This window comes from Bradyrhizobium sp. IC3123 (assembly GCF_020193625.1).
In the GTDB taxonomy this organism is placed as follows: domain Bacteria; phylum Pseudomonadota; class Alphaproteobacteria; order Rhizobiales; family Xanthobacteraceae; genus Bradyrhizobium; species Bradyrhizobium yuanmingense.
The window spans coordinates 402,962-421,526 of the sequence record NZ_JADYVF010000004.1; the positions used below are offsets into that span (position 1 = coordinate 402,962).

Below are 18,565 nucleotides of genomic sequence, written 5' to 3' on the forward strand. Positions count from 1 at the left end.
CTCTGCCCGATAGAGGATTAGCCGAGTCGATTATTGACCCGAACCGGACATCGACCTGAGCGGGATGTCTACATCGAACGACAAACACTGCACCCTCGGCTAAATTATCATCCCTTACCGGCACTTCAGGTCGTGATATTGAGACCACGGGCGCCGTGAGGCGGCGGCTGTTTGAAAGGAAAGCTATGTATAGTCCTTCTCAACAACTCATTCACCTGGGCCTTGGCTTCATGGTCTCCCAAGCCTTGCGCGTTGCGACAGATCTCAACGTTGCGGATCGCTTGGTCGCCGGAGAGCGGAGCGTCGACGATCTGGCGGAGGAAACGCATTGTCACTGCGATGCGCTCTATAGGATTATGCGGCTTCTCGCCGCCGAGGGGGTCTTTAGCGAAACCTCGGCCCGCCGTTTCCAACTCACCGAATTGGGCGCAGCCTTGCTTTCCGACGCGCCCTCAAGTCCCCGCGACCTGATCCGAATGATGAACAGGGAGCCCTATCTCGCCTTCGCTCAGCTCACTCATTCAGTGCAAACGGGTTTGCCGACGTTCGAAACCGTATTTGGAAAGCCCAGGTTCGATTGGCTGGCGGACCATCCGGACGCGGCTTCGCTATTCCAGCAGGCGATGATCGCGCTTAGCCAAGGCGCCAATGAAGCTGTAGCAGAGGCGTGTGATTTTGGTGCGTTTTCTCAGATTGTCGATGTCGGCGGCGGCCATGGACAGCTGCTTTCGGAGATCCTAAAGAGACACCCTCACCTTTCCGGCATATTGTTTGACCTACCGGCGGGGGTTGAGGCAGCGCGGGCTGATGCGGCAAGTTTCCCGCCACAGACCTCGTTCGTGGCCGGCAATTTCTTTAACGCCGTTCCAGCCGGTGCGGACGTCTATATCATGAAAAAGGTCATTCACGATTGGAATGACGAGCAAGCGGTACGCATCCTGCGCAATTGCCGAGAGGTAATGAAACCCCACGGACGAGTGTTAATTGCGGAGACTATTATTCCCCCGGGAAACGAACGAAATACGATCAAGCTAATCGATGCGAACATGCTTGTCGTTACGGGGGGCGTCGAGCGAACCGAGAGCGAATTTGCCGCTTTGCTTGCCGCCGCAGGTCTGCGGCTTGAGCGGGTCATTTCGACCGCCCGGGCGATCTCAGTTCTTGAGGCAAGCCGAGCCTGAAGTCTTCGAAAATGCATCGGGTCATACATGCGCAACGAACCTTTAGATCGTCGAAACCTCTGCATGTCAGCCTTTGGCCCATCGCTGCGGCATCCCACGACCGAGGATATGTCGGCTGTCAGAGGTAGACCTGGCCTAACCTAAGCCGGGCCGGATCGCCGCGATTGACCCATTGCGGCCTCCGTGTTGCCAAGGAGGGGATGTGCCATCGGCAGCGTTGGAGCGGATGAGCTGGCCGGTGCCAGCCGGCCCGGAACGCTTTCAATAGTATTTTCTTGAACAGATGGATCGAGGCTCGATCGTCGGTGGAATCCGACAAAAATGAGCTCCGTAGACGTCGTTGTTCCCTGCTTCAGGTATGGGCACTTCCTGCGAGAGTGCGTCGAGAGCGTTTTGACGCAATCCGGTCCCGAGTTGCGCGTGCTCATCATCGATGATGCGTCACCTGACAATACCGCGGAAGTTGCGCAAGAGTTACGGTGCTCCGATCCCCGCGTCGATTACCGCAGGCACATCTGGAATCAAGGTCTCATCGCGACCGCCAACGAGGGCATTGCCTGGGCGAGCGCCGACTATATGCTTCTGCTGTCTGCGGACGACTACCTGCTGCCCGGTGCCCTGTCGAGATCGGTCGATCTGATGGACAATCACCCTTCTGTCGCTTTCACCTTCGGAGGCGCGGTTGTTCTAGACCAGCGCGGGGATCATCCATTCTACAGAAGCTATTATGGAACGGAAGTGGATCTCCGAACGCGCATCTTGTCCGGACTCGAGTTCATCACTCTTAGTCGTGCACAATGTATTGTGGTGTCACCGACCGTCGTGGTTCGCACGAGCCTGCAGAAAAAACTGGGCGGGTATCTAGCAGACTTGCCCTACGCCTCCGACATGGAAATGTGGATGCGGCTCGCCGCACATGGCAACGTCGGATTCATTGGTGCGGACCAGGCCGTGTATCGATACCACTCAGTCAACATGTCGAGTGAGCCTTCACCGGAGCTAAACCTGCTCCAACGCAAGGCGGCTATCGAACATTTCCTGAATGGCGGCGCCGCGATGCTGACAAACGATCTCAGGAACTGGTTGACCCGCCAATTGGCACTTGACGCGATCGTCCGCGCAAGCATTGCCTTCAACGAAGGAGCGATAGACACCTCAGCACGCCTTGCCGAACTTGCGTTGAGTATTGACCCAAGCGTTCAACATTCACGTCGTTGGTGGTTTCTTGCCTGCAAGAAGATTCTTGGATTGCGAGGATGGCAGCTGGTGCGGCCTTCAGTTGAGTTGTTCAGATCCATCTTCCGGAACGAGCGGCGCTGAGTAGCCGAGCTCGCTGCGACGCATAGGCTGCCCGCTAAAACCACTGGCGCATCATTTCCGCTTCTGGCCCGTAGCCGACGGTTCCGGTGGCTGTGGGCGCATCGGTTGCGGGGTGTAGCGCGGAAGCCGCTGAGATCGGATCCCATTGGCAGCATATGCGCCCATGGCCGACCCACGAGCGTCCTCCGCCAGGAGCCGCTTGTGGCCCAAGAGGGACATATCGGGTTGCGAAGCAGAATGCCTGCTCTCGTTCACCACATTTAAACCTTAAGATTGTACGAAGAGTGCTCACCCACAGGTCGCAGGAACATGCGAACAGCCTTCCTACAGAAGCCGTCATTGGACTTCGGGCAATGAAGGCCTGGCAGACCAGCTGCATCGTGGCTGTTCTCGCATCCGCGGGACTTTATCTGGCCGCGGGTAACAGACCGGCCGCGACGTTGCCCGATGTTCTGCCGGAAGCGGCAGCGAGCATACCGGCTGCGGCGAGCATGGCGGCTCCTGCGAGCGTGGTGACGCCTGCCATGTACGCAGAGGCAGCCGCCAGACTTTCGGCAGCGCTTCGGGAAGAAAGAGCAGAGCCGGGCTCGGTGACGTCGGCAGGTTCGGCGCCGCTACGCACCGAAGCCGAGATCGTCGATCAACCCGTCGCGCCGAAATTGGCGTCGTTGGGACAGGATGTCGTCCAATCGCTGCCGCCGGAACGCGATGCGTCCAACGGAGCTCCGAAAGCGGCGTCGACGCAGGATTTCCGTCATCTGGCCTACTACGTCTGGTCCGAACTGCCGCCCGCCGAGAAACCGGCGGAGATCGTCCTGCGTGCGTTCAGGAATATTCCGCTGGGAACGCCGACCGAAGAAATCAAGCGCGCTGCCGACGCGTTTGGTCTCGATTTCAATTTCATGATGGCGGTTGCCAAGATCGAATCCGGTTTCAACCCCAATCAACGCACCGGGTCCTATATCGGGCTGTTTCAGCTCAGCTATTATGAATTCGGGAAGTTCGGCTTCGGGCAGATTCGCAGTCCGCGGGATAACGCCGTCGCCGCCGCCTACAAGATCATTACCGAGGGCGTCCTGTTCGAGTGGATCACCCACCGTAAGCCGGACATGAGCGATCTCTACCTGATTCATCAGCAGGGCTGGGAAGGCGCCGCCGAGCACATCAGCCGGCCCGCTCGCGCCGCGTGGAAATCGATGTGCGCCACCAGCGAAGGCAAGGAGAAGGGTGAGCGGTGGTGCAAACGCGCGATTTGGGGCAATGCACTTCCGGCCTTCAAGCGCACCTGGAAATCGGTCGACAACGTGACGTCAGAAGCGTTCGTCGGCATGTGGCGCGGCCGGGTCGCCGAATTCTACACGAAATATGTGGCGACTGCTGCGGCGGCAGCAAACCAATAAGTCGGTCGTCGGCAGCGCCGCGCATGCTTGCTTTGTCTTTAGCGCAACTCGCCGGCCGTCGGCCTTTACCCAGGGTGTGTTGGGCCCTCACCTGAACGGGTTATTGGGCCGTGTAAACGCAACGAAACCCGATATAGACCGCGTGAAAGTCGGCCGATTTCCACTGTACGGCTGACGCTTTTGTCTTGTCCGCACCATACCACCACGATCCGCCGGCCGTCAGTGCCTCATCGCCCCGCCGATCCGCGAGCCATTCCCAGACATTGCCACCCATATCGTACAGACCGTTGACACCCCGCTTGGTGGTACCCACGGCTGCATGCCGCGGCCAGCGATCTCTATCGGATGTGTTCATGCCGTCAGGTCTATCGCCGACAGGATAAGGATAGGTGCGTCCATTTACGAAATCGTCGGTAGGATTCGCACGCGTTTCGGTATAGGCGGCTCTTTCCCATTCTTCCAGGGTCGGCAAGCGTCCGCCCACGGCTAAGCAGTAGTCACGAGCTTCGTTCCACGACACATGCACCGCCGGCTCATCTTCGCCGCCTGGTTCTCCGAACGGAGTCGCCCATGTCCAGCCGCTGCGACGGATCCAGCCGTCCGCGAATTCGTGTCCGCCTCCCTCCTGTTCGGCCGCGGTCTTCAGAGCTTTGTCAGCAGCGAAATTGCGAAACTGGCCGATCGTGACCTCGGTCCGGTCGATGGCAAACTTGCCCAGATTCTCGCGTTGGGCAGGCGCGGCGAATGCAACGCCGGTAACGGCCATCAAGCCACATCGCAAAGCAATCGAGCGCCATTTCATGTATGAACTTCTCCTGTATTGCTTCTAGGTGAGAAGGGCAGGCGTCGACCCTGCGCGCCTGCCATTCATCGATCAACTCATGCGCTGACGCAATGCCGCCTGCGAACGGCGGATGACGCCCTGGTACATGCTCTGCTTGTCAGGATACCATTGCATCGACGCGAGATTGGCGAAGCCGGGAATGCTTTCCATATGCCGTGCCATCCGCTGCCGCATGGATTGATCCGGCTGAGGACCGCGCAGCGCGCCGACATTCTCGGCCGCGTGATCCGGGTTCGATGTCGCGGCAAGAACGGTCGTCACCGCCGGATGGCCCATGACCCATTTGATGAAGAACTGCGACCAGTTCTCCGCAGCGATATCGCGGGCAAAATCGGGCAGCGGCCGGCCCTCGACGATCTTGTGCAAGCGGCCTTTTTCGAGCGGCATATTTGTGAGCACGCCGACGCCCTTGTCGCTCGCCGCGCGAAGGACGCGCTCCTCGGCGTGACGATTGAAGATCGAATAGTTGACCTGGATGATGTCCACCAGATCCTTGTCGATCAACCCTGCGAGAATGTTGTGATAGTCATTCTCGTGGACCGAGGCGCCGACATAGCGAATCCTGCCCTCTCTCTTCCATACGCGCAGCAGTGGCACGATCGCGTCGACATTGACCAGGCTGTGGCAGTGGAGCACGTCGATCTTGTCGCGCCACAGCCGAAGCCTCGATTGCTCCATGCTGGCCAAGGCGTGGCTTTCGTCGGCCAGGTAGTCGCCGGTCGACCAGATCTTGTTGCTGATGAACATCTGGTTCGTTACGCCCATGGCGCTGAGAAAGCCACCGACGCTGACCTCGCCGGTCCCGTAGAGCGGCGATGTATCGATCACCCGGACGCCGGCATCTATATATTTCCTGGTGACCTCTCGCAGCGCGTCGCGATTGCTGCCCGGCAGCAGATCAAACGTCAGAAACGTTCCCAGTCCGAGCGCGGGCAGACTTTCGTTGGTGCGGCCGATCGTTCGGGTGAGTACCGGCCCCGCCGCAGGCGCACGCGGTGCAGTGCCGGCTGGCGCTTGCGCACTGGCGCTCGAAACGCCAACCGCAGTTGCGTGAACAGCTGTCGCCGCGATGGCGCCCATCGCGGTGGCGGCGCCGAGAAACTGGCGGCGATCGGTCGCCGTCGGCCAATCCTGTGGTGTCTTATCCATCGCAAATCTCCGTGATTTCGCCTGCGGCACTTGTCGCCTGCCAATAGAAAAGATCGTCCTCTCGCTTTGTCGCGCGGGATTCTGACCAGATCACTCCGATCCTGACGCGACGATGCTCCCTTTCCGGCCTGCAAGGAATTGCGGTTCCAAGCTTGTATGTGTATTCAGGCAACGTCGCTGCGCAGGAAGTCGCGATGCAACGTGTCCTTGAGAATGCGTCGACAATCGATCGGTTGAGCTCGCGGCCGGATGGCTGGCGGCGCACCCAATGGGCGAACGGCGCATTCGAAACGGCGTATCGGCCGATGACCTCCATCGTCGAAGGACGCATCCTGTCGCCAAATCATCTCATCATGGCGACCCTGTCCGGCGGCGCCGAGCGACATGAAATCTTGGCCGATGGCGGGCATCGCTATGACGGCCCCGATCTGCCGTCGACCGTTTCATTTCTCCCGGCTGGCTGCGAACGACGGCTTCGGCTTCACAATGTGGGTTGGCGATGGGCAGCTATCGCCCTCGACCCCGCCAGGATTTCAGCAATCGCCGGCGCATCGATCGAAGGACTGGGCCCCCTGTCGGGCGCGGAAGACAGCTTTGTCTGGAACATGCTCGCGGAGTTCGAACGAGTTGACGCGCTGGATGGAGGTCTCGACGCGATCTATAGCGACACGATGAGCCTTGCTCTCGTTGTATACCTTGCACGCCGATATGGTGGTGCAAGAGTGAAGGATACATCGATCAAGCTGCCGGCGTGGAGGTTACGGCGCGTCACCGAATTCATCGACGCGCATTTAAGCGCGACAATTCGGATTGCCGATCTCGCTGATCTTGCGCAGCTCTCGGAAGGCCATTTCTATCGCGCATTCAGGGCAGCGACGGGGCAGACGCCGCTGGCATTCGTCCATGCGCGGCGAGTCGCAATGGCAAAACAACTGCTGGCGAGCAGCAAGCTTTCGGTCGCGCAGATGGCGCTACGCGTCGGTTTTCTCAGTCCCGCGCATTTTGCCCGCGTCTTCCGGTCAATGACCGGCCAGAGCCCATCCCAATATCGACGCTCATTCCATCTTTGACGGGGGAAGTAGCGCCTGACTGCCAATGGCGGACAACGGCAGTCGGCAAATAGCTGACGACACGCCTCAACCCTGCGTCATGTTCCGACGAGCCCGTGGCCCCGGCGTCAAGACGCAGCGGTTCACGACCAAGGACCCCTGCGGGTGATGACGTCGCGGCGCTGCCCGCGCTACAGCGCGAGCACGACCTCGCCCGACACCGCGTCCGTCACGCCGCGTCCGTTGCCCTGGTCCTCGAGCACCGGCCTGAAACTGTCGAGGGTCTTGATCATCGCCGAGCGTGCCGCCACCAGCGCGTCCTGGCTGGACCACGTGCCGATGAGGCAGAAGGTCTGATCGCCGGTCCTGATGATGACGCCGTGCTCCAGTCCCGGCCATTTGGCCTTGCCGTCTCGGTGCGCATCGAGAAAGGCGCCTTCCTGGCCCGGCTTCACCTTGAACTTGACGACGTTGTAAACCTGCATGACGCGCCTCCGGAAAATGATTGGATGAAAATGCGAGCGCCGTACCAGATCGGGTTCGGACCGATATCTTTGCACCCCCGCAACAAAAAGTCGAAAACAACCCCACGCACGGGCTTCACACCTCGTGGAACCAACGAGGGTGTCGCGCGTTGCCGCGCTGCTCTTGAAGGTGACGCGGCTGAAGCCGGGTCGCATTTCTGGGCCAATCAAGACGGGAAAGCCGGGCGAGCCAAACCAGATGCGTCGTATCCGACTCGTGATCGCAGATCGCCGTCCGATCGTTTTGCAGGGTTTTGCCACGCTATTTGCGACCGAACGTGACTTCGAGATCGTTGCGTCCTGCATCAATGGAGCCGATTGCCTCGAAGCCGTCCGGACGTTTGCGCCGGACGTCGCGCTTGTCGAGGATGGATTTCCCGATCTGACGGCCTCAGCCATGCTGGCCGCCGTCAACGCCGAAAGCCTTCGCACACGGCTGGTCTTCTACACCGCATCGATCGCACGCGGCGATCTCGCTGCGGCCGTCGCAGCGGGTGCCTGCACCGCCATACCGATGCGCGAGAAGCCCGAAAACCTGTTGCAGTCGCTGCGGCTGGTGGCGCCGAACGCGCACCCGGCGGCCCGCAAGACAGGCAATGGCGCGTCTGGCGAAAATGGCCTGGCAGCGCTGACGGACCAGGAGCGCAGGATCATGCGTCTGGTCGCCAGCGGCATGTCGAACAAGGAGATTGCGCGCGAGCTCAAGGTCGCCCCAGGCACCATTCAGGCGCGGATCGATCACATATCCGCGCGGCTCGACATCAAGGGCCGGACGGAGCTCGCAAGCTTCGCCCTGACGCGCCTTTACGGCGGGGTCGGCGCGCTTGCAGCTCTGATTTGGGCGGCGCTCGAGGACGTTCGATCCGCCGGCGCGACCGAAGTCGATACTGTGGATGCCGACACTGTCACGGTCATGACCGCAGATGGCACCGGCGCGATCGTGACCATCAAGATCACCTCCGCAAAAACGACTCCTGCTCCGGGCAAGATGGCCAGAGCCGTCCGTATCGAGAACTCCCCGACGGACATGCCGACGCGGGCCGCCAAGCTCATCGAATCCCGAGCCGATATTGCTGGCAGCACGATCACAGTGCCGCCACTCAACCCTGCAAGGCCGGGCTTGAGCAGCGCCGGCACGTTCATGATGACGGCAGTCGGAGTCTCGCTCCTGAGCAGTCACGCCCAGGCGTTCACTGCTTGGGAAAGACTGAGCGATGTCTTTGCGTGGGCTGACGCGAACGCCCCCCGCGAGTTGGTCGCCCTCGATAGTCCCGGCAGGCCCGATCTCGACGGCTTCGACAAGCTGCCCTGGCTCGATCCCGACACACACCATGAATCATTCGCGTTGGAAGCTGCCCGAGGCGACGCCATGGCCAGAGCCGACGAGGTTCAGATCATCGATGCGGCCGCGCGCGAGGACGGCTTCGGCGACAACGGCAACCCTCATATCGGATCCGGCGCCATCGACGCTCTGAGTGATCATGGCGGCTTGGAACAGGCGGCCGCAACGGGCGCGAGGAATGCCGAACGCGGCACGACACAGGCAGCGGCGATCGACGCACGCGATCATGGACAAGCGCAGCGCGATTTGCACGCTTCGGAAGACGGCGCAGCAGCCGGCAAGCCGGAGACCGAGCACGGGCCACCCGACCACGCATCAAGCCAGGGAAAATCGCACGCTTCGGAGAAGGATGCAGCAGCCGGCAACAAGCATGCCGAGCTCGGCCCGCCGGAGGGCGATTCCGCTCGTGGACAATCGCAGCGTGATTTGCAGGGTTCGGAAAACGGTGCAGCGGCCGGAAAGCATCAGGACAAGCAGGGCTCGACCTGGCACGACTCCCATCATGGACAATCGGATCACGCTTCGGAACCCGGTTCCGCAGCTGCCAAGCAGCTTGCCGACGATGACGGACCCGCAAGCCATGCCAATTCCGGCCAATCGCAGCGTGACTTGCACCAGGCGCATCCAAACGCTTCTCAAAATCCGCATGCAGAGCCGGGCCAAAAGGCTGACGGCCACAACCCGGCGAACCACGGCGCCGGTGCAGCACAAGCGGCTGCCGCGCCCGGGGCCGGAGATTCCTTTCATTTCAGGAACGATATGCCATCGGCCAAGGGTTCGGATCATCGCGAGAGTGGCTATGGCACCGACACGGCAGAACACGGCCCGCACCGCGCCGGACATCCCGAACTGTCGCTGATCCCACACGCAGACCTGATTGGCCATTCGCACGCGGAGCAAAGTGCCGTTGATCACGCGAGGGGCGTTGAGCATCATCCAGTGCATGATTGGTTTGTGTAGCTGACCAAGCAGAAGCTGCCAAAGCAAGAGGACGAATGACGCCGCTTCGCTCGACGGTCTCCCGCGCGGCCGCCGCGGGCTCAGCCGGCGTTAACCATGGTCGACGGTTCCGGTCCCAGCGAAATCGCTTCGAAGTTTCTTAAATCTTGCTGGGTACTCCTCCTGGGCGTGGCGACCTGGGAGAAGACATGAGCAAGCGGGCCAAACGCCGGAAGGTCGAGACGATCGCACTGCCGATGGCAGCGAGAGTCGGAATTGGCGCCGTGGCCATCGCAGCATTGGGGTATGGCCTGCTGGCTCGCCCGGGAAACGTGCAACCGGTGCGGAAGCCGTCCGCGCCCCAGGCCATGGCATCGTCAACGCCGGTCTACGTGGCACCGCAGGTTCACGCAGCAGCGCCCGCGCCGCCCCCGGTTCCTACTCCGGCGCCGCTGGTCGAACCGCCCAAAGCCGACGCCGAAATTCCCGGAGCCTTGGTCCGGCAGGTGGTCGACTATGCCAGCCGCCAGACGCCGGGCACCGTGATCATCGATACCAACAACACGTTCCTCTATCTCGTCCTGAGCGACACGCAGGCGATGCGCTACGGCATCGGTGTGGGCCGCGAAGGTTTTGCGTGGTCCGGTGAGCAGACCGTGGCGCGCAAGGCAGAATGGCCGGATTGGCGCCCGCCTGCGGAGATGGTCTCGCGTCAGCCCTATCTGCCGCGGTTCATGGCGGGCGGGCCCGGCAATCCGCTCGGCGCCCGCGCGATGTATCTCGGCGAGACCGAATATCGAATTCACGGCACCAACAAGCCCGAGACGATCGGCAAGCGGGTGTCGTCCGGCTGCATCCGCCTGACCAACGAGGACGTCGTCGACCTCTATGAGCGGGTGAAAGTCGGCGCGAAGGTGATCGTGCTTCCGACGAATGCGGCCCGTCGACCGTCCCAGGGTACGCCGCCCGATGCCGCATCCCGATCTCCGGACCCGGCGTCGCCATCGAACCGGCCGTCGGCAACGAGCGCACAGGTGCCGTCACCCGGACCGAAGATCGCCGAGGTGCAGTAGTTCGGTCCTTCCTCCTGGCTCTGCCCCGAGGACAAAGAGCAATTCAAGTCGTCACTTCACGTCGATAGCCACGGCCGAACAGACCATCTTGCGCGACCAAAGCCGGTCTGCGTTGGCAAGATGCGGCACCGAATTAACCCTATCGACAAATGATTGCCGTTAGGCGGCGGCCGCCGGCAAAGTTGCCTCATTGACGCGCAGAATTTTCAGCGGCGCTAACCTGGGTCAGAGGCGCGTTATGCTGAGAATGGCGTTGTTGGGCCTCCTCATCCTGTTGAGTGTGGGAATGCTGTCGGCCATGGAGCTGAGCGCTCCACCGCGTCGCATCGCCGCCACGGTCCAGCCGCCTGCCGAGCAGAACGCAAGCATCCCCGCTTCGCACGATGCGCTGGCGAAGACCGACCGCCTCGAGCTTGCCGCTGAGAGCCGCGCGATGCCGACACAGACCGCTTCGGTGGATAACCCGGTTGCTCCGCAGGACGTGCATGTCCGTTCATTCGCGCCGACGCCGATCGTCCGTCCGCGAAGCAAACCGAAACGGATCGCGACCGCTGAACCTCCCAAGCCGAAGCCAAAGGCATTTGGCGTCAAACGAGCCGCCACTGTTCAGCGCGCAAAGGCCGCCAACGAGACCGAACAGTGTCGCCTCAAGGCGTTCGGCGGCCTACTCAAGGCTTTGAACTTGACCGGCTGCGAAATCTGAGGCCGCCTCCAGGAACGTCTCGCAAACTCTTCCGATCAGCCATATGTTGCCCGCATGAAGAAGATCGGATTTCTCTCCTTCGGGCACTGGACGCCCTCGCCGCAATCCCGGACGCGCTCGGCGGCGGATACGCTGCTGCAATCGATCGAGCTGGCGGTCGCGGCCGAACAGCTCGGGGCCGACGGCGCCTATTTCCGCGTGCATCATTTCGCGCGGCAGCTGGCCTCGCCGTTTCCGCTGCTCGCGGCCGTCGGCGCCAAGACCAGCCGAATCGAGATCGGCACGGCCGTGATCGACATGCGCTACGAGAACCCGCTCTACATGGTGGAGGACGCCGGCAGCGCCGATCTCATCGCCGGCGGACGGCTGCAGCTCGGCATCAGCCGCGGCTCGCCAGAGCAGGTGATCGACGGCTGGCGTTATTTCGGCTATCGGCCGGCCGAGGGCCAGAGCGATGCCGACATGGGGCGGCGCCATGCGGAGGTCTTCCTCGATCTCCTGCGCGGCGAAGGTTTTGCCGAGCCCAACCCGCAGCCGATGTTTCCCAATCCTCCCGGGCTGTTGCGCCTGGAGCCGCATGCGCCGGGCCTGCGCGAGCGGATCTGGTGGGGCGCCGGCTCGAACGCCACCGCGGTGTGGGCGGCGCAGCTCGGCATGAACCTGCAGAGCTCGACGCTGAAGAACGACGAGACCGGCGAGGCCTTTCACGTGCAGCAGGCGGCACAAATTCGCGCCTATCGCGCGGCGTGGAAGGAAGCCGGCCACAGCCGCGAGCCCCGCGTCTCCGTCAGCCGCAGCATCTTCGCGCTAATAGACGAGCGTGACCGCGCCTATTTCGGCGGCGAGCGCGGCAGCGAAGACCAGATCGGCTTCATCGACCCGCGCACGCGCGCGATCTTCGGGCGGAGTTATGCGGCCGAGCCGGACGTTCTGATCGAACAGCTGCGCCAGGACGAGGCGATCACCGAAGCCGATACGCTGCTGCTGACGATCCCGAACCAGCTCGGCGTGGATTATTGCGCGCATGCGATCGAGGCGATCCTGATGCATGTCGCGCCGGCGCTGGGGTGGCGGTGACCTGAAAGGCGTGACACGACCGCAAGTCGTGATTGACTTCATGCACCACCGACGCCAATGATCCCCCGGGGCATTGTTGGACTGATCGGGGGTTGAATGGGCTTGCGTCCAGGAATTTTCGTTGCAGCATTCTTGCTAGCGGGGTGTGCGTCAGGGCCGATGGGCAGCTCGGCGCTGACAGGGAACGTCAAGGCCAACACTGCGCGGCTTGTCATCTATCGCTCGTCCGCCCTCGGTTTTGCGATCCAGCCAAATTATGCGGTCGATGGAAACGTCGTTGGAGGCAGCCAGGCTGCAGGGTTCGTCGCCTGCGAGCTGCCTCCGGGCCGCCACGAGGTTGCGGTCAACAATCTTCCACTGAGTACCAACCTGTTCGGGCAGGGAAGCGAGAAAGTGAGCCTCGATCTGCGCGCCGGCAGCACCACCTACCTCTCCGCCCAGCCACAGGTGGGAATCATCACGCCCGGTGCGATCACGTTGGTTCAGGTCACGGAAAGCCAGGGTCGTGCCGACGTCGCCAGCCTACATCAGAGCAACAGCTCATGTGGCAAGGCGTGATCTGAGGCTCTCCGCGGCCGAAACGCGGATGAAACGCCTTATTCTGCAAATCGTCTTGCGCCTTGGTCGCTATGCGGTGCTTCCCGTCGTCGCGCTGGCATGCACGATTCTCGCCATCTGGCTGATGATCATGGACCGCTACACGATTGCGGCGCTGGCCATGGCACCGATTGTGTTCACAAGCTCCATGGCCACCATAGCACTCGCAATTGGGCTCCTGTTCCTGCCTTCGCGCAAGCATGGCGGTTTCGAAGCCGACGAACAGACCGCCCCGGGGCTTTGGGCCGCATGGAGGGAGCTCGATCGCAGTTTTGTCAGATCGAACCGCACTCTGCTGGTCGACACCGATTTCAACGCTTCGATCTCGGAAGAAAGCCGGTATGCGGGCGTGTTCGGGCAGCATGTCACGATGACCATTGGTCTGCCATTGTTGATGATCCTGGACCAGCGATCGGTTCGTGCCGTTATCGCTCATGAAGTGGCGCACGCCCGGCTTCGGCACACTTCGGGAGGCACCAACCTCGCCGATTTCATGGCGGCCGCGGAGAACGTTTTCTTCTACGCCGATCCGGAGCACACGATTACCGGATACATTGCTCGCATCCTACTCCATTCCCTGCTCGAAAGGCTGGAGAAGGAATACAAGGCATTGTCACGGGAGAACGAGCTTGCCGCCGATCTGGAAGCGGCCGAGCAGGTTGGACGCGAGGAGATGGCACGCGCGCTGGTGATGATGGAGGTTTGTGGAGCACGTCTGGCCGATCTCGTCTTCGCTCCCCTGCAGAAGGAGGTGCTCGGCGCAATCAAGGCGCCATCGCCGCCATTCGCGCGAATCTTAGATCAGATTCCAGCTATAAGAGCGCCCGGATTCATGACCGCCGCCGTCGCCAGTCTGAGCCGCCAGCACGATCCCGATTCGACACATCCGCCTTTTGGCCAACGGTTGGCCAGCCTCGGATACATCGACGTACCTGACGTTGGCGAGATACAAATGTCCGCGGTTGACCAACTTCTCTCACCGGACGCTGCCAACCAACTCACCTTACGATTCGATGAGGAATGGCGGAAGAAGGTCCAGGAGTGGGTCAGCGTCGGCAGATGAACGTGCGGGCTCTGGCCGAGCGAACAATTGCTCGACGATCTTCGTGTGTCCGTGCTAGCTCTTGGGACCGGCGGCAGGATCACGCGAGCTGGACAGTGTTATGCTATCCTGTCTCCTCCACAGCGAGCTTGCCGCCATTCGCCGGGTCGCGCGATGAATCAGCGTCTGTCACTCGTCAGTCTCGTGGTCGCCGACTATGATGAAGCGATCGCCTTCTTCACGCGCGCTCTGGATTTCGAGCTTTGCGAGGACACGCCGCTCGGCGGCGGCAAGCGCTGGGTGGTGGTGCGGCCGCGGGGCAATCCTGGTTCTGGCCTGCTCCTGGCGCGAGCAGACGGGCCGGCGCAGACGGCGCGCATCGGCGACCAGACCGGCGGGCGCGTTTTCCTCTTCCTGGAAACGGATGATTTCGAGCGCGATCATGCGCGCATGGTTGCCGCCGGCGTGCGTTTCGTCCGGCCGCCGCGGCACGAGGCCTATGGCGTCGTCGCGGTTTTCGAGGATCTGTGCGGCAACCGTTGGGACCTCATCCAGCCCTCCAGCCGCAGTTGACGCCCGACGACGCCGCTTCCGCGACGCTCACCCCGTCTTCGTCCCCGTGATGACGGCCAGCGCCTCGACGAGGCGGTCGAGATCGGCCTCGTCGGTGAAGAGCGCCGGAGTCACGCGGATGCACTGGCCTTTGGCGACGCCGGCGCGGCGCACCGTCATGATCCGGTAGCTGTCCCGAAGCTTCGCAACGATGGCCTCGTTGTCGGTCTTGCCGGTCTTGCCGGCGAGGCGGAACGACGTGATCGCGCCATATGAGCCGGCCTCATCCGGCGTCAGGATCTCGATGTCCTTGAAGCCGCGGACGCGGCTCACCCAATAATCGCGCAAGTGGCGCAGGCGCGCTTGCTTCGCCGCCGCGCCGATCTCTTGATGCAGCGCCAGCGCCGTGGGCACCGTCAGCATCGTGGCGAAATTGACCGTGCCGGTATGCACCCGCGAGCGGATGTCGCTTTCCGGAAAATCCTCGTCGCACATGTTGCGGTCGATGGCGGCGAGGTGATCCTTCCTGATGTAGAGGAAGCCGACGCCGAGCGGCGCGCCGAGCCATTTGTGCAGATTGAAGCCGACGAAATCGGCCTCGAGCTCGCTCACCCGGAAATCGAGCTGCCCCCAGGAATGGGCGGCATCGACGATGGTGTCGATGCCCTTGGCCTTGGCCATGCGGGCGATCTCGGCGACCGGCATGACGAAGCCGGTGCGGTGACTGACATGGGTCAGGAGCAGAAGCCTCGTCTTTGGGTTCGCCTCGATGGCGCGGGCATAGGCGTCGAGCACCGCCTGGCGGGTGGCGGGCTCCGGCACGTCGAACTTGACCACGTTGACGCCGCGGCGCGCCTTCAGCGCGTTCATCGCATATTGCATCGAATCATAATCGAGATCGGCATAGAGCACGCTGTCGCCCGGCTTCAGCCTGTTGTAGCCGCCGATGAGGAGCTGAAGCGCTTCGGTGGCGCCGCGGGTGAGCGCGATCTCAGCTGGAAGCGCGCCGACCGCCTCCGCCACCTTGGTGCGCACCGCCTCGAAATCCGTACCCGCACGCAGCCGCGCGTAATAGGTGTTCTGATAATTGACCATGTCGGACTGGCGGATGAACTCGCGCCGCACGGGCTCGGCCATGATGCCCCAATAGCCGTTCTCGAAATTGACGATGTCCGGCGTCACGGCATAGAGCCCTTTCACGGCCGCCCAATAGGACTTGTCGGTGGCGATGGCAGCCACTGAGCCGGTCGGCTGCGGCGGAAGTCCCTCGGCGGCAAAGGCCGGCCCCGCAAGGGGCGCCACGGCTGCTGCCGCGAGGCCCTTGAGCATCGCGCGGCGGTCCGCTGAAAACGTCCTGATCAGTTGCATGTCAGCTCTCCCCAGAGCGTTTTCGAGCGAAGCGGCGTCGGAATCGCATCGCGAAAGCGCCAAACGACGATCCAGAGCTCCGTTCCGACGTCACCGGACGAAGCAGGCTCTGGCGCGCGGGACAAGAGCAACGGACGATGCAGCGGAGATGACCGGAGCGTGACAATGCGATGATCGGAAGCCGAGGGCGACGGCGTGGCCGGAGCACCGGCCTCGAGCGCGCGAGCGGATGTGGGGGTCCGGTTTCTTCCTTTGTCCGGAAACCGGAACCTTCACATTCAGTGCAGATAGCCGATGAGATAGATGCCGCCGCCCAGGACGATGAGCGCGGGGACTGCCCAAAGAATGAACACAGGCATTTTCCTCTCCTCCAGTTGAATCCTCCCGGGAGAGAACGGGAAAAAACGGCAAACGTTCCGGGTTTTGCCGGAACGGCGCAGCTGATGGCGAGTTCATTGCAGCGCCGCATGCAGCGGCGAGGGAGAACGCAATGAAGAAGCTCATGTTGATTTCGGCCGCCGCTCTGCTCGTGTCGACGGGCGCGATGGCACAAACCACCGTCACCACCACGACCGGAGCCGGGCACGGCGCGGCCGTGCAGATCGAACCGGAGTACCGCACCAAGATCCGGTCCTACGTCACCGAGCGCAAGATCCGTCCGGTCGAAACGCGCGAAAAGATCGTCGTCGGTTCGCCCGTGCCGAGCGACGTCGAGCTCGCAGCCGTGCCGAGTGACTGGGGTCCCTCGCTCACCAAGTACCGCTACGTCTACTCGGGCAACCGCGTGATGTTGGTCGATCCCGGCAGCCGCATGGTCGTCCAGGAGATCGACTAAACCGCCGCACGGCGGGTCGTCGCGGCGGCCCGCCCGTGCATTCTTTCGACAGCTCGTTTGCGGTAGCGCCTGATGCCGATCGTCCGATACGTCGTATTTGCGAGCATTTTCGCGGTGGCGCTGCTCTTGTTGCTGGATCGCTCTCTGCCGCAGCCCGCGGAGCGTGCTGCCGGCCCGGAGGCCGCTCGGGCCACCATTCGCATCCACTCCGCACGGGCGCTGCCTGAAAAAATCATCTTCGACACATCCACTCGGATCGCCACCACCGTCTCCACTCCCCTGCTCGCCGCCGACGCGCCTGATCGCGGTACGAGCGGCGCATTGACGATGCTTGAAACGCGAACGCCGGACGTCGCGGCATCTCGGCGCGACACGGCGCGCGCAGCCGGTCTGCATTGGAATCGGAATGGCCGCGCGGCTTCCTCTCGCCTCTCCACGCGTCAGGTGACGGCCGGAGCATTCTGAGAGCCGGCGATCGTAGCGAACGCGACTCCATGGCCGCAGCACCAGATGAACGCTGAATGAATAAAAGCTGTGCGCGTCGCGTCGCGGAACTGTCTCAGGCTGAATCGAAGCGTCAACGTGTCCGATACAAGGAACGTTTCCGCGATTGCCAATTTATCCCGGGCCTGATTGGCGATTTGATTTTTGGAAACCTGGAGGAAATGCACATGAGGATCCTGAAGCTCTCTGCGGCTGCGGCCGCGCTGCTGGCCGGCACGGCGCTCGCCGTTGCGCAATCGAGCTCGACGGTCGGCACCGGCGGTTCATCGGCCGGCGGCGGCACCAGCTCTTCGACGGTGGGCACCGGTGGCTCTTCGGCTGGCGGCAGCGGGTCAGGCTCTGCTTCGACGCTCGGCACCGGCGGCTCTTCGGCCGGCGGCGGCACCAGCTCTTCGACCGTCGGCACCGGCGGATCGGCGGCCGGCAGTGGCTCGGGCAGCGGCTCGGCCTCGACGCTCGGCACCGGTGGTTCATCGGCGGGCGATGGCAAGAGCTCATCCAGCGTCGGCACTGGCGGCTCGGCTGCGGGCGGCTCGACCGTTGGCCAGTCCGGTTCGTCGAAATCGCCCGGCATGGGCGACGGCAAGTCCGGTAGCCACGCCAGCGACATGGGCCTCGAAAAGGGCAAGGGCCATAACAAGGACGAGTGGAAGAAGGACAAGAACTAGTGCCTTGACCAGGAGCGGCAGCGATGCCGCTCCTTCGTCTTTGTTGGAGGAGAACTCGCATGAACAGATCAATCATTGCGATCGCAGCGTTGGCACTGACGTTTAGCGCAGCTCAGGCGGCTACCATGGAAAAGACCGGCAAGACGGCGTCGGGCGAGACGTGCAAGGTGACGGTGGTGAAGCATGCGGACGGCAGCATCACGGCCGCGGGCGCATCGGGTTCAGGCACGACGGGCTCGACCGCATCGAGCGGCTCGCTGTCGAGCTCGAGCTCTGCCGGCGGATCGTCGGTCAATGTGCAAGCGGGCGGCGGCCACGTCTCGAGCTCCTCGTCGACGGCGGGTGGGCCCGGCTCCACCAGCGCCAGCACCATCACCGTCAACGGCTGCACAATCTCG

At 62.5% G+C, this 18,565-nt stretch carries 19 protein-coding genes; 14 read left to right on the forward strand and 5 right to left on the reverse strand.

Features of this window, described 5'->3' with window-relative positions; genetic code table 11:
- Positions 1-185: 185 nt before the first annotated feature.
- The 3 genes from I6F20_RS16275 (at position 186) to I6F20_RS16285 (ending at position 3,901) form a co-directional block, all read left to right on the forward strand.
- Positions 186-1,181: a methyltransferase gene (locus tag I6F20_RS16275; RefSeq protein ID WP_057028272.1), complete on the forward strand. Its 996-nt coding sequence runs from the start codon at positions 186-188 to the stop codon at positions 1,179-1,181.
- A 321-nt stretch (positions 1,182-1,502) separates the two neighbouring features.
- Positions 1,503-2,501, forward strand: a complete 999-nt coding sequence (locus I6F20_RS16280) for a glycosyltransferase (RefSeq protein WP_225126969.1) — start codon at positions 1,503-1,505, stop codon at positions 2,499-2,501.
- A gap of 353 nt (positions 2,502-2,854) precedes the next feature.
- Complete coding sequence (locus I6F20_RS16285; RefSeq protein WP_225126970.1) at positions 2,855-3,901, forward strand: lysozyme family protein; 1,047 nt, start codon at positions 2,855-2,857, stop codon at positions 3,899-3,901.
- Between the two features lie 100 nt (positions 3,902-4,001).
- On the opposite strand, the gene I6F20_RS16290 is transcribed toward I6F20_RS16285, so the two are convergent.
- Positions 4,002-4,703, reverse strand: a complete 702-nt coding sequence (locus tag I6F20_RS16290) for a formylglycine-generating enzyme family protein (protein ID WP_225126971.1) — start codon at positions 4,701-4,703, stop codon at positions 4,002-4,004.
- A 72-nt stretch (positions 4,704-4,775) separates the two neighbouring features.
- Positions 4,776-5,825 (reverse strand): aldo/keto reductase, encoded by a 1,050-nt coding sequence (locus tag I6F20_RS16295; protein WP_225126972.1) that lies wholly within the window; start codon positions 5,823-5,825, stop codon positions 4,776-4,778.
- A gap of 263 nt (positions 5,826-6,088) precedes the next feature.
- Between I6F20_RS16295 and I6F20_RS16300 the strand changes: the two genes are divergently transcribed.
- Positions 6,089-6,964, forward strand: coding sequence for an AraC family transcriptional regulator (locus tag I6F20_RS16300; RefSeq protein ID WP_225126974.1), 876 nt, complete (start codon positions 6,089-6,091; stop codon positions 6,962-6,964).
- Between the two features lie 170 nt (positions 6,965-7,134).
- On the opposite strand, the gene I6F20_RS16305 is transcribed toward I6F20_RS16300, so the two are convergent.
- Complete coding sequence (locus I6F20_RS16305; RefSeq protein ID WP_036014479.1) at positions 7,135-7,428, reverse strand: NIPSNAP family protein; 294 nt, start codon at positions 7,426-7,428, stop codon at positions 7,135-7,137.
- A 139-nt stretch (positions 7,429-7,567) separates the two neighbouring features.
- Between I6F20_RS16305 and I6F20_RS16310 the strand changes: the two genes are divergently transcribed.
- From I6F20_RS16310 to I6F20_RS16340, 7 genes are all read left to right on the forward strand, one after another.
- Positions 7,568-9,769 carry a LuxR C-terminal-related transcriptional regulator gene (locus tag I6F20_RS16310; RefSeq protein ID WP_225126975.1) on the forward strand — a complete coding sequence of 734 codons (2,202 nt, stop codon included), beginning with the start codon at positions 7,568-7,570 and terminating at the stop codon, positions 9,767-9,769.
- A 188-nt stretch (positions 9,770-9,957) separates the two neighbouring features.
- Positions 9,958-10,821 carry a L,D-transpeptidase gene (locus I6F20_RS16315; RefSeq protein WP_225126976.1) on the forward strand — a complete coding sequence of 288 codons (864 nt, stop codon included), beginning with the start codon at positions 9,958-9,960 and terminating at the stop codon, positions 10,819-10,821.
- A 286-nt stretch (positions 10,822-11,107) separates the two neighbouring features.
- Entirely contained in the window at positions 11,108-11,524 is a 417-nt protein-coding gene (locus I6F20_RS16320; RefSeq protein ID WP_225126977.1) for a hypothetical protein, read from the forward strand.
- A 54-nt stretch (positions 11,525-11,578) separates the two neighbouring features.
- Entirely contained in the window at positions 11,579-12,601 is a 1,023-nt protein-coding gene (locus I6F20_RS16325; protein ID WP_225126978.1) for an LLM class flavin-dependent oxidoreductase, read from the forward strand.
- 159 nt (positions 12,602-12,760) lie between these two features.
- Positions 12,761-13,159, forward strand: a complete 399-nt coding sequence (locus I6F20_RS16330) for a DUF2846 domain-containing protein (protein WP_225126979.1) — start codon at positions 12,761-12,763, stop codon at positions 13,157-13,159.
- A gap of 28 nt (positions 13,160-13,187) precedes the next feature.
- On the forward strand, positions 13,188-14,261 hold the full coding sequence (locus I6F20_RS16335; RefSeq protein ID WP_225126980.1) for a M48 family metallopeptidase: 1,074 nt from the start codon (positions 13,188-13,190) through the stop codon (positions 14,259-14,261).
- Between the two features lie 153 nt (positions 14,262-14,414).
- On the forward strand, positions 14,415-14,813 hold the full coding sequence (locus I6F20_RS16340; RefSeq protein ID WP_225126981.1) for a VOC family protein: 399 nt from the start codon (positions 14,415-14,417) through the stop codon (positions 14,811-14,813).
- 27 nt (positions 14,814-14,840) lie between these two features.
- Here the strand turns inward: I6F20_RS16340 and I6F20_RS16345 are convergent, their stop codons facing one another.
- On the reverse strand, positions 14,841-16,160 hold the full coding sequence (locus tag I6F20_RS16345) for an aminotransferase class V-fold PLP-dependent enzyme (RefSeq protein WP_225126982.1): 1,320 nt from the start codon (positions 16,158-16,160) through the stop codon (positions 14,841-14,843).
- Positions 16,161-16,650: 490 nt separating this feature from the next.
- Here I6F20_RS16345 and I6F20_RS16350 point away from each other — a divergent pair, with 490 nt between their 5' ends.
- The 3 genes from I6F20_RS16350 to I6F20_RS16360 all read left to right on the forward strand — a co-directional run bounded on the left by I6F20_RS16350 (position 16,651) and on the right by I6F20_RS16360 (position 18,167).
- The gene (locus tag I6F20_RS16350; RefSeq protein WP_036026829.1) at positions 16,651-16,995 is read left to right on the forward strand and encodes a DUF1236 domain-containing protein; all 345 of its coding nucleotides are present in this window, start codon (positions 16,651-16,653) and stop codon (positions 16,993-16,995) included.
- 72 nt (positions 16,996-17,067) lie between these two features.
- Positions 17,068-17,460, forward strand: coding sequence for a hypothetical protein (locus I6F20_RS16355; protein ID WP_225126983.1), 393 nt, complete (start codon positions 17,068-17,070; stop codon positions 17,458-17,460).
- 206 nt (positions 17,461-17,666) lie between these two features.
- Entirely contained in the window at positions 17,667-18,167 is a 501-nt protein-coding gene (locus I6F20_RS16360) for a hypothetical protein (protein WP_057027814.1), read from the forward strand.
- A 112-nt stretch (positions 18,168-18,279) separates the two neighbouring features.
- On the opposite strand, the gene I6F20_RS16365 is transcribed toward I6F20_RS16360, so the two are convergent.
- Entirely contained in the window at positions 18,280-18,558 is a 279-nt protein-coding gene (locus I6F20_RS16365; protein WP_192893365.1) for a hypothetical protein, read from the reverse strand.
- Positions 18,559-18,565 lie beyond the last annotated feature (7 nt).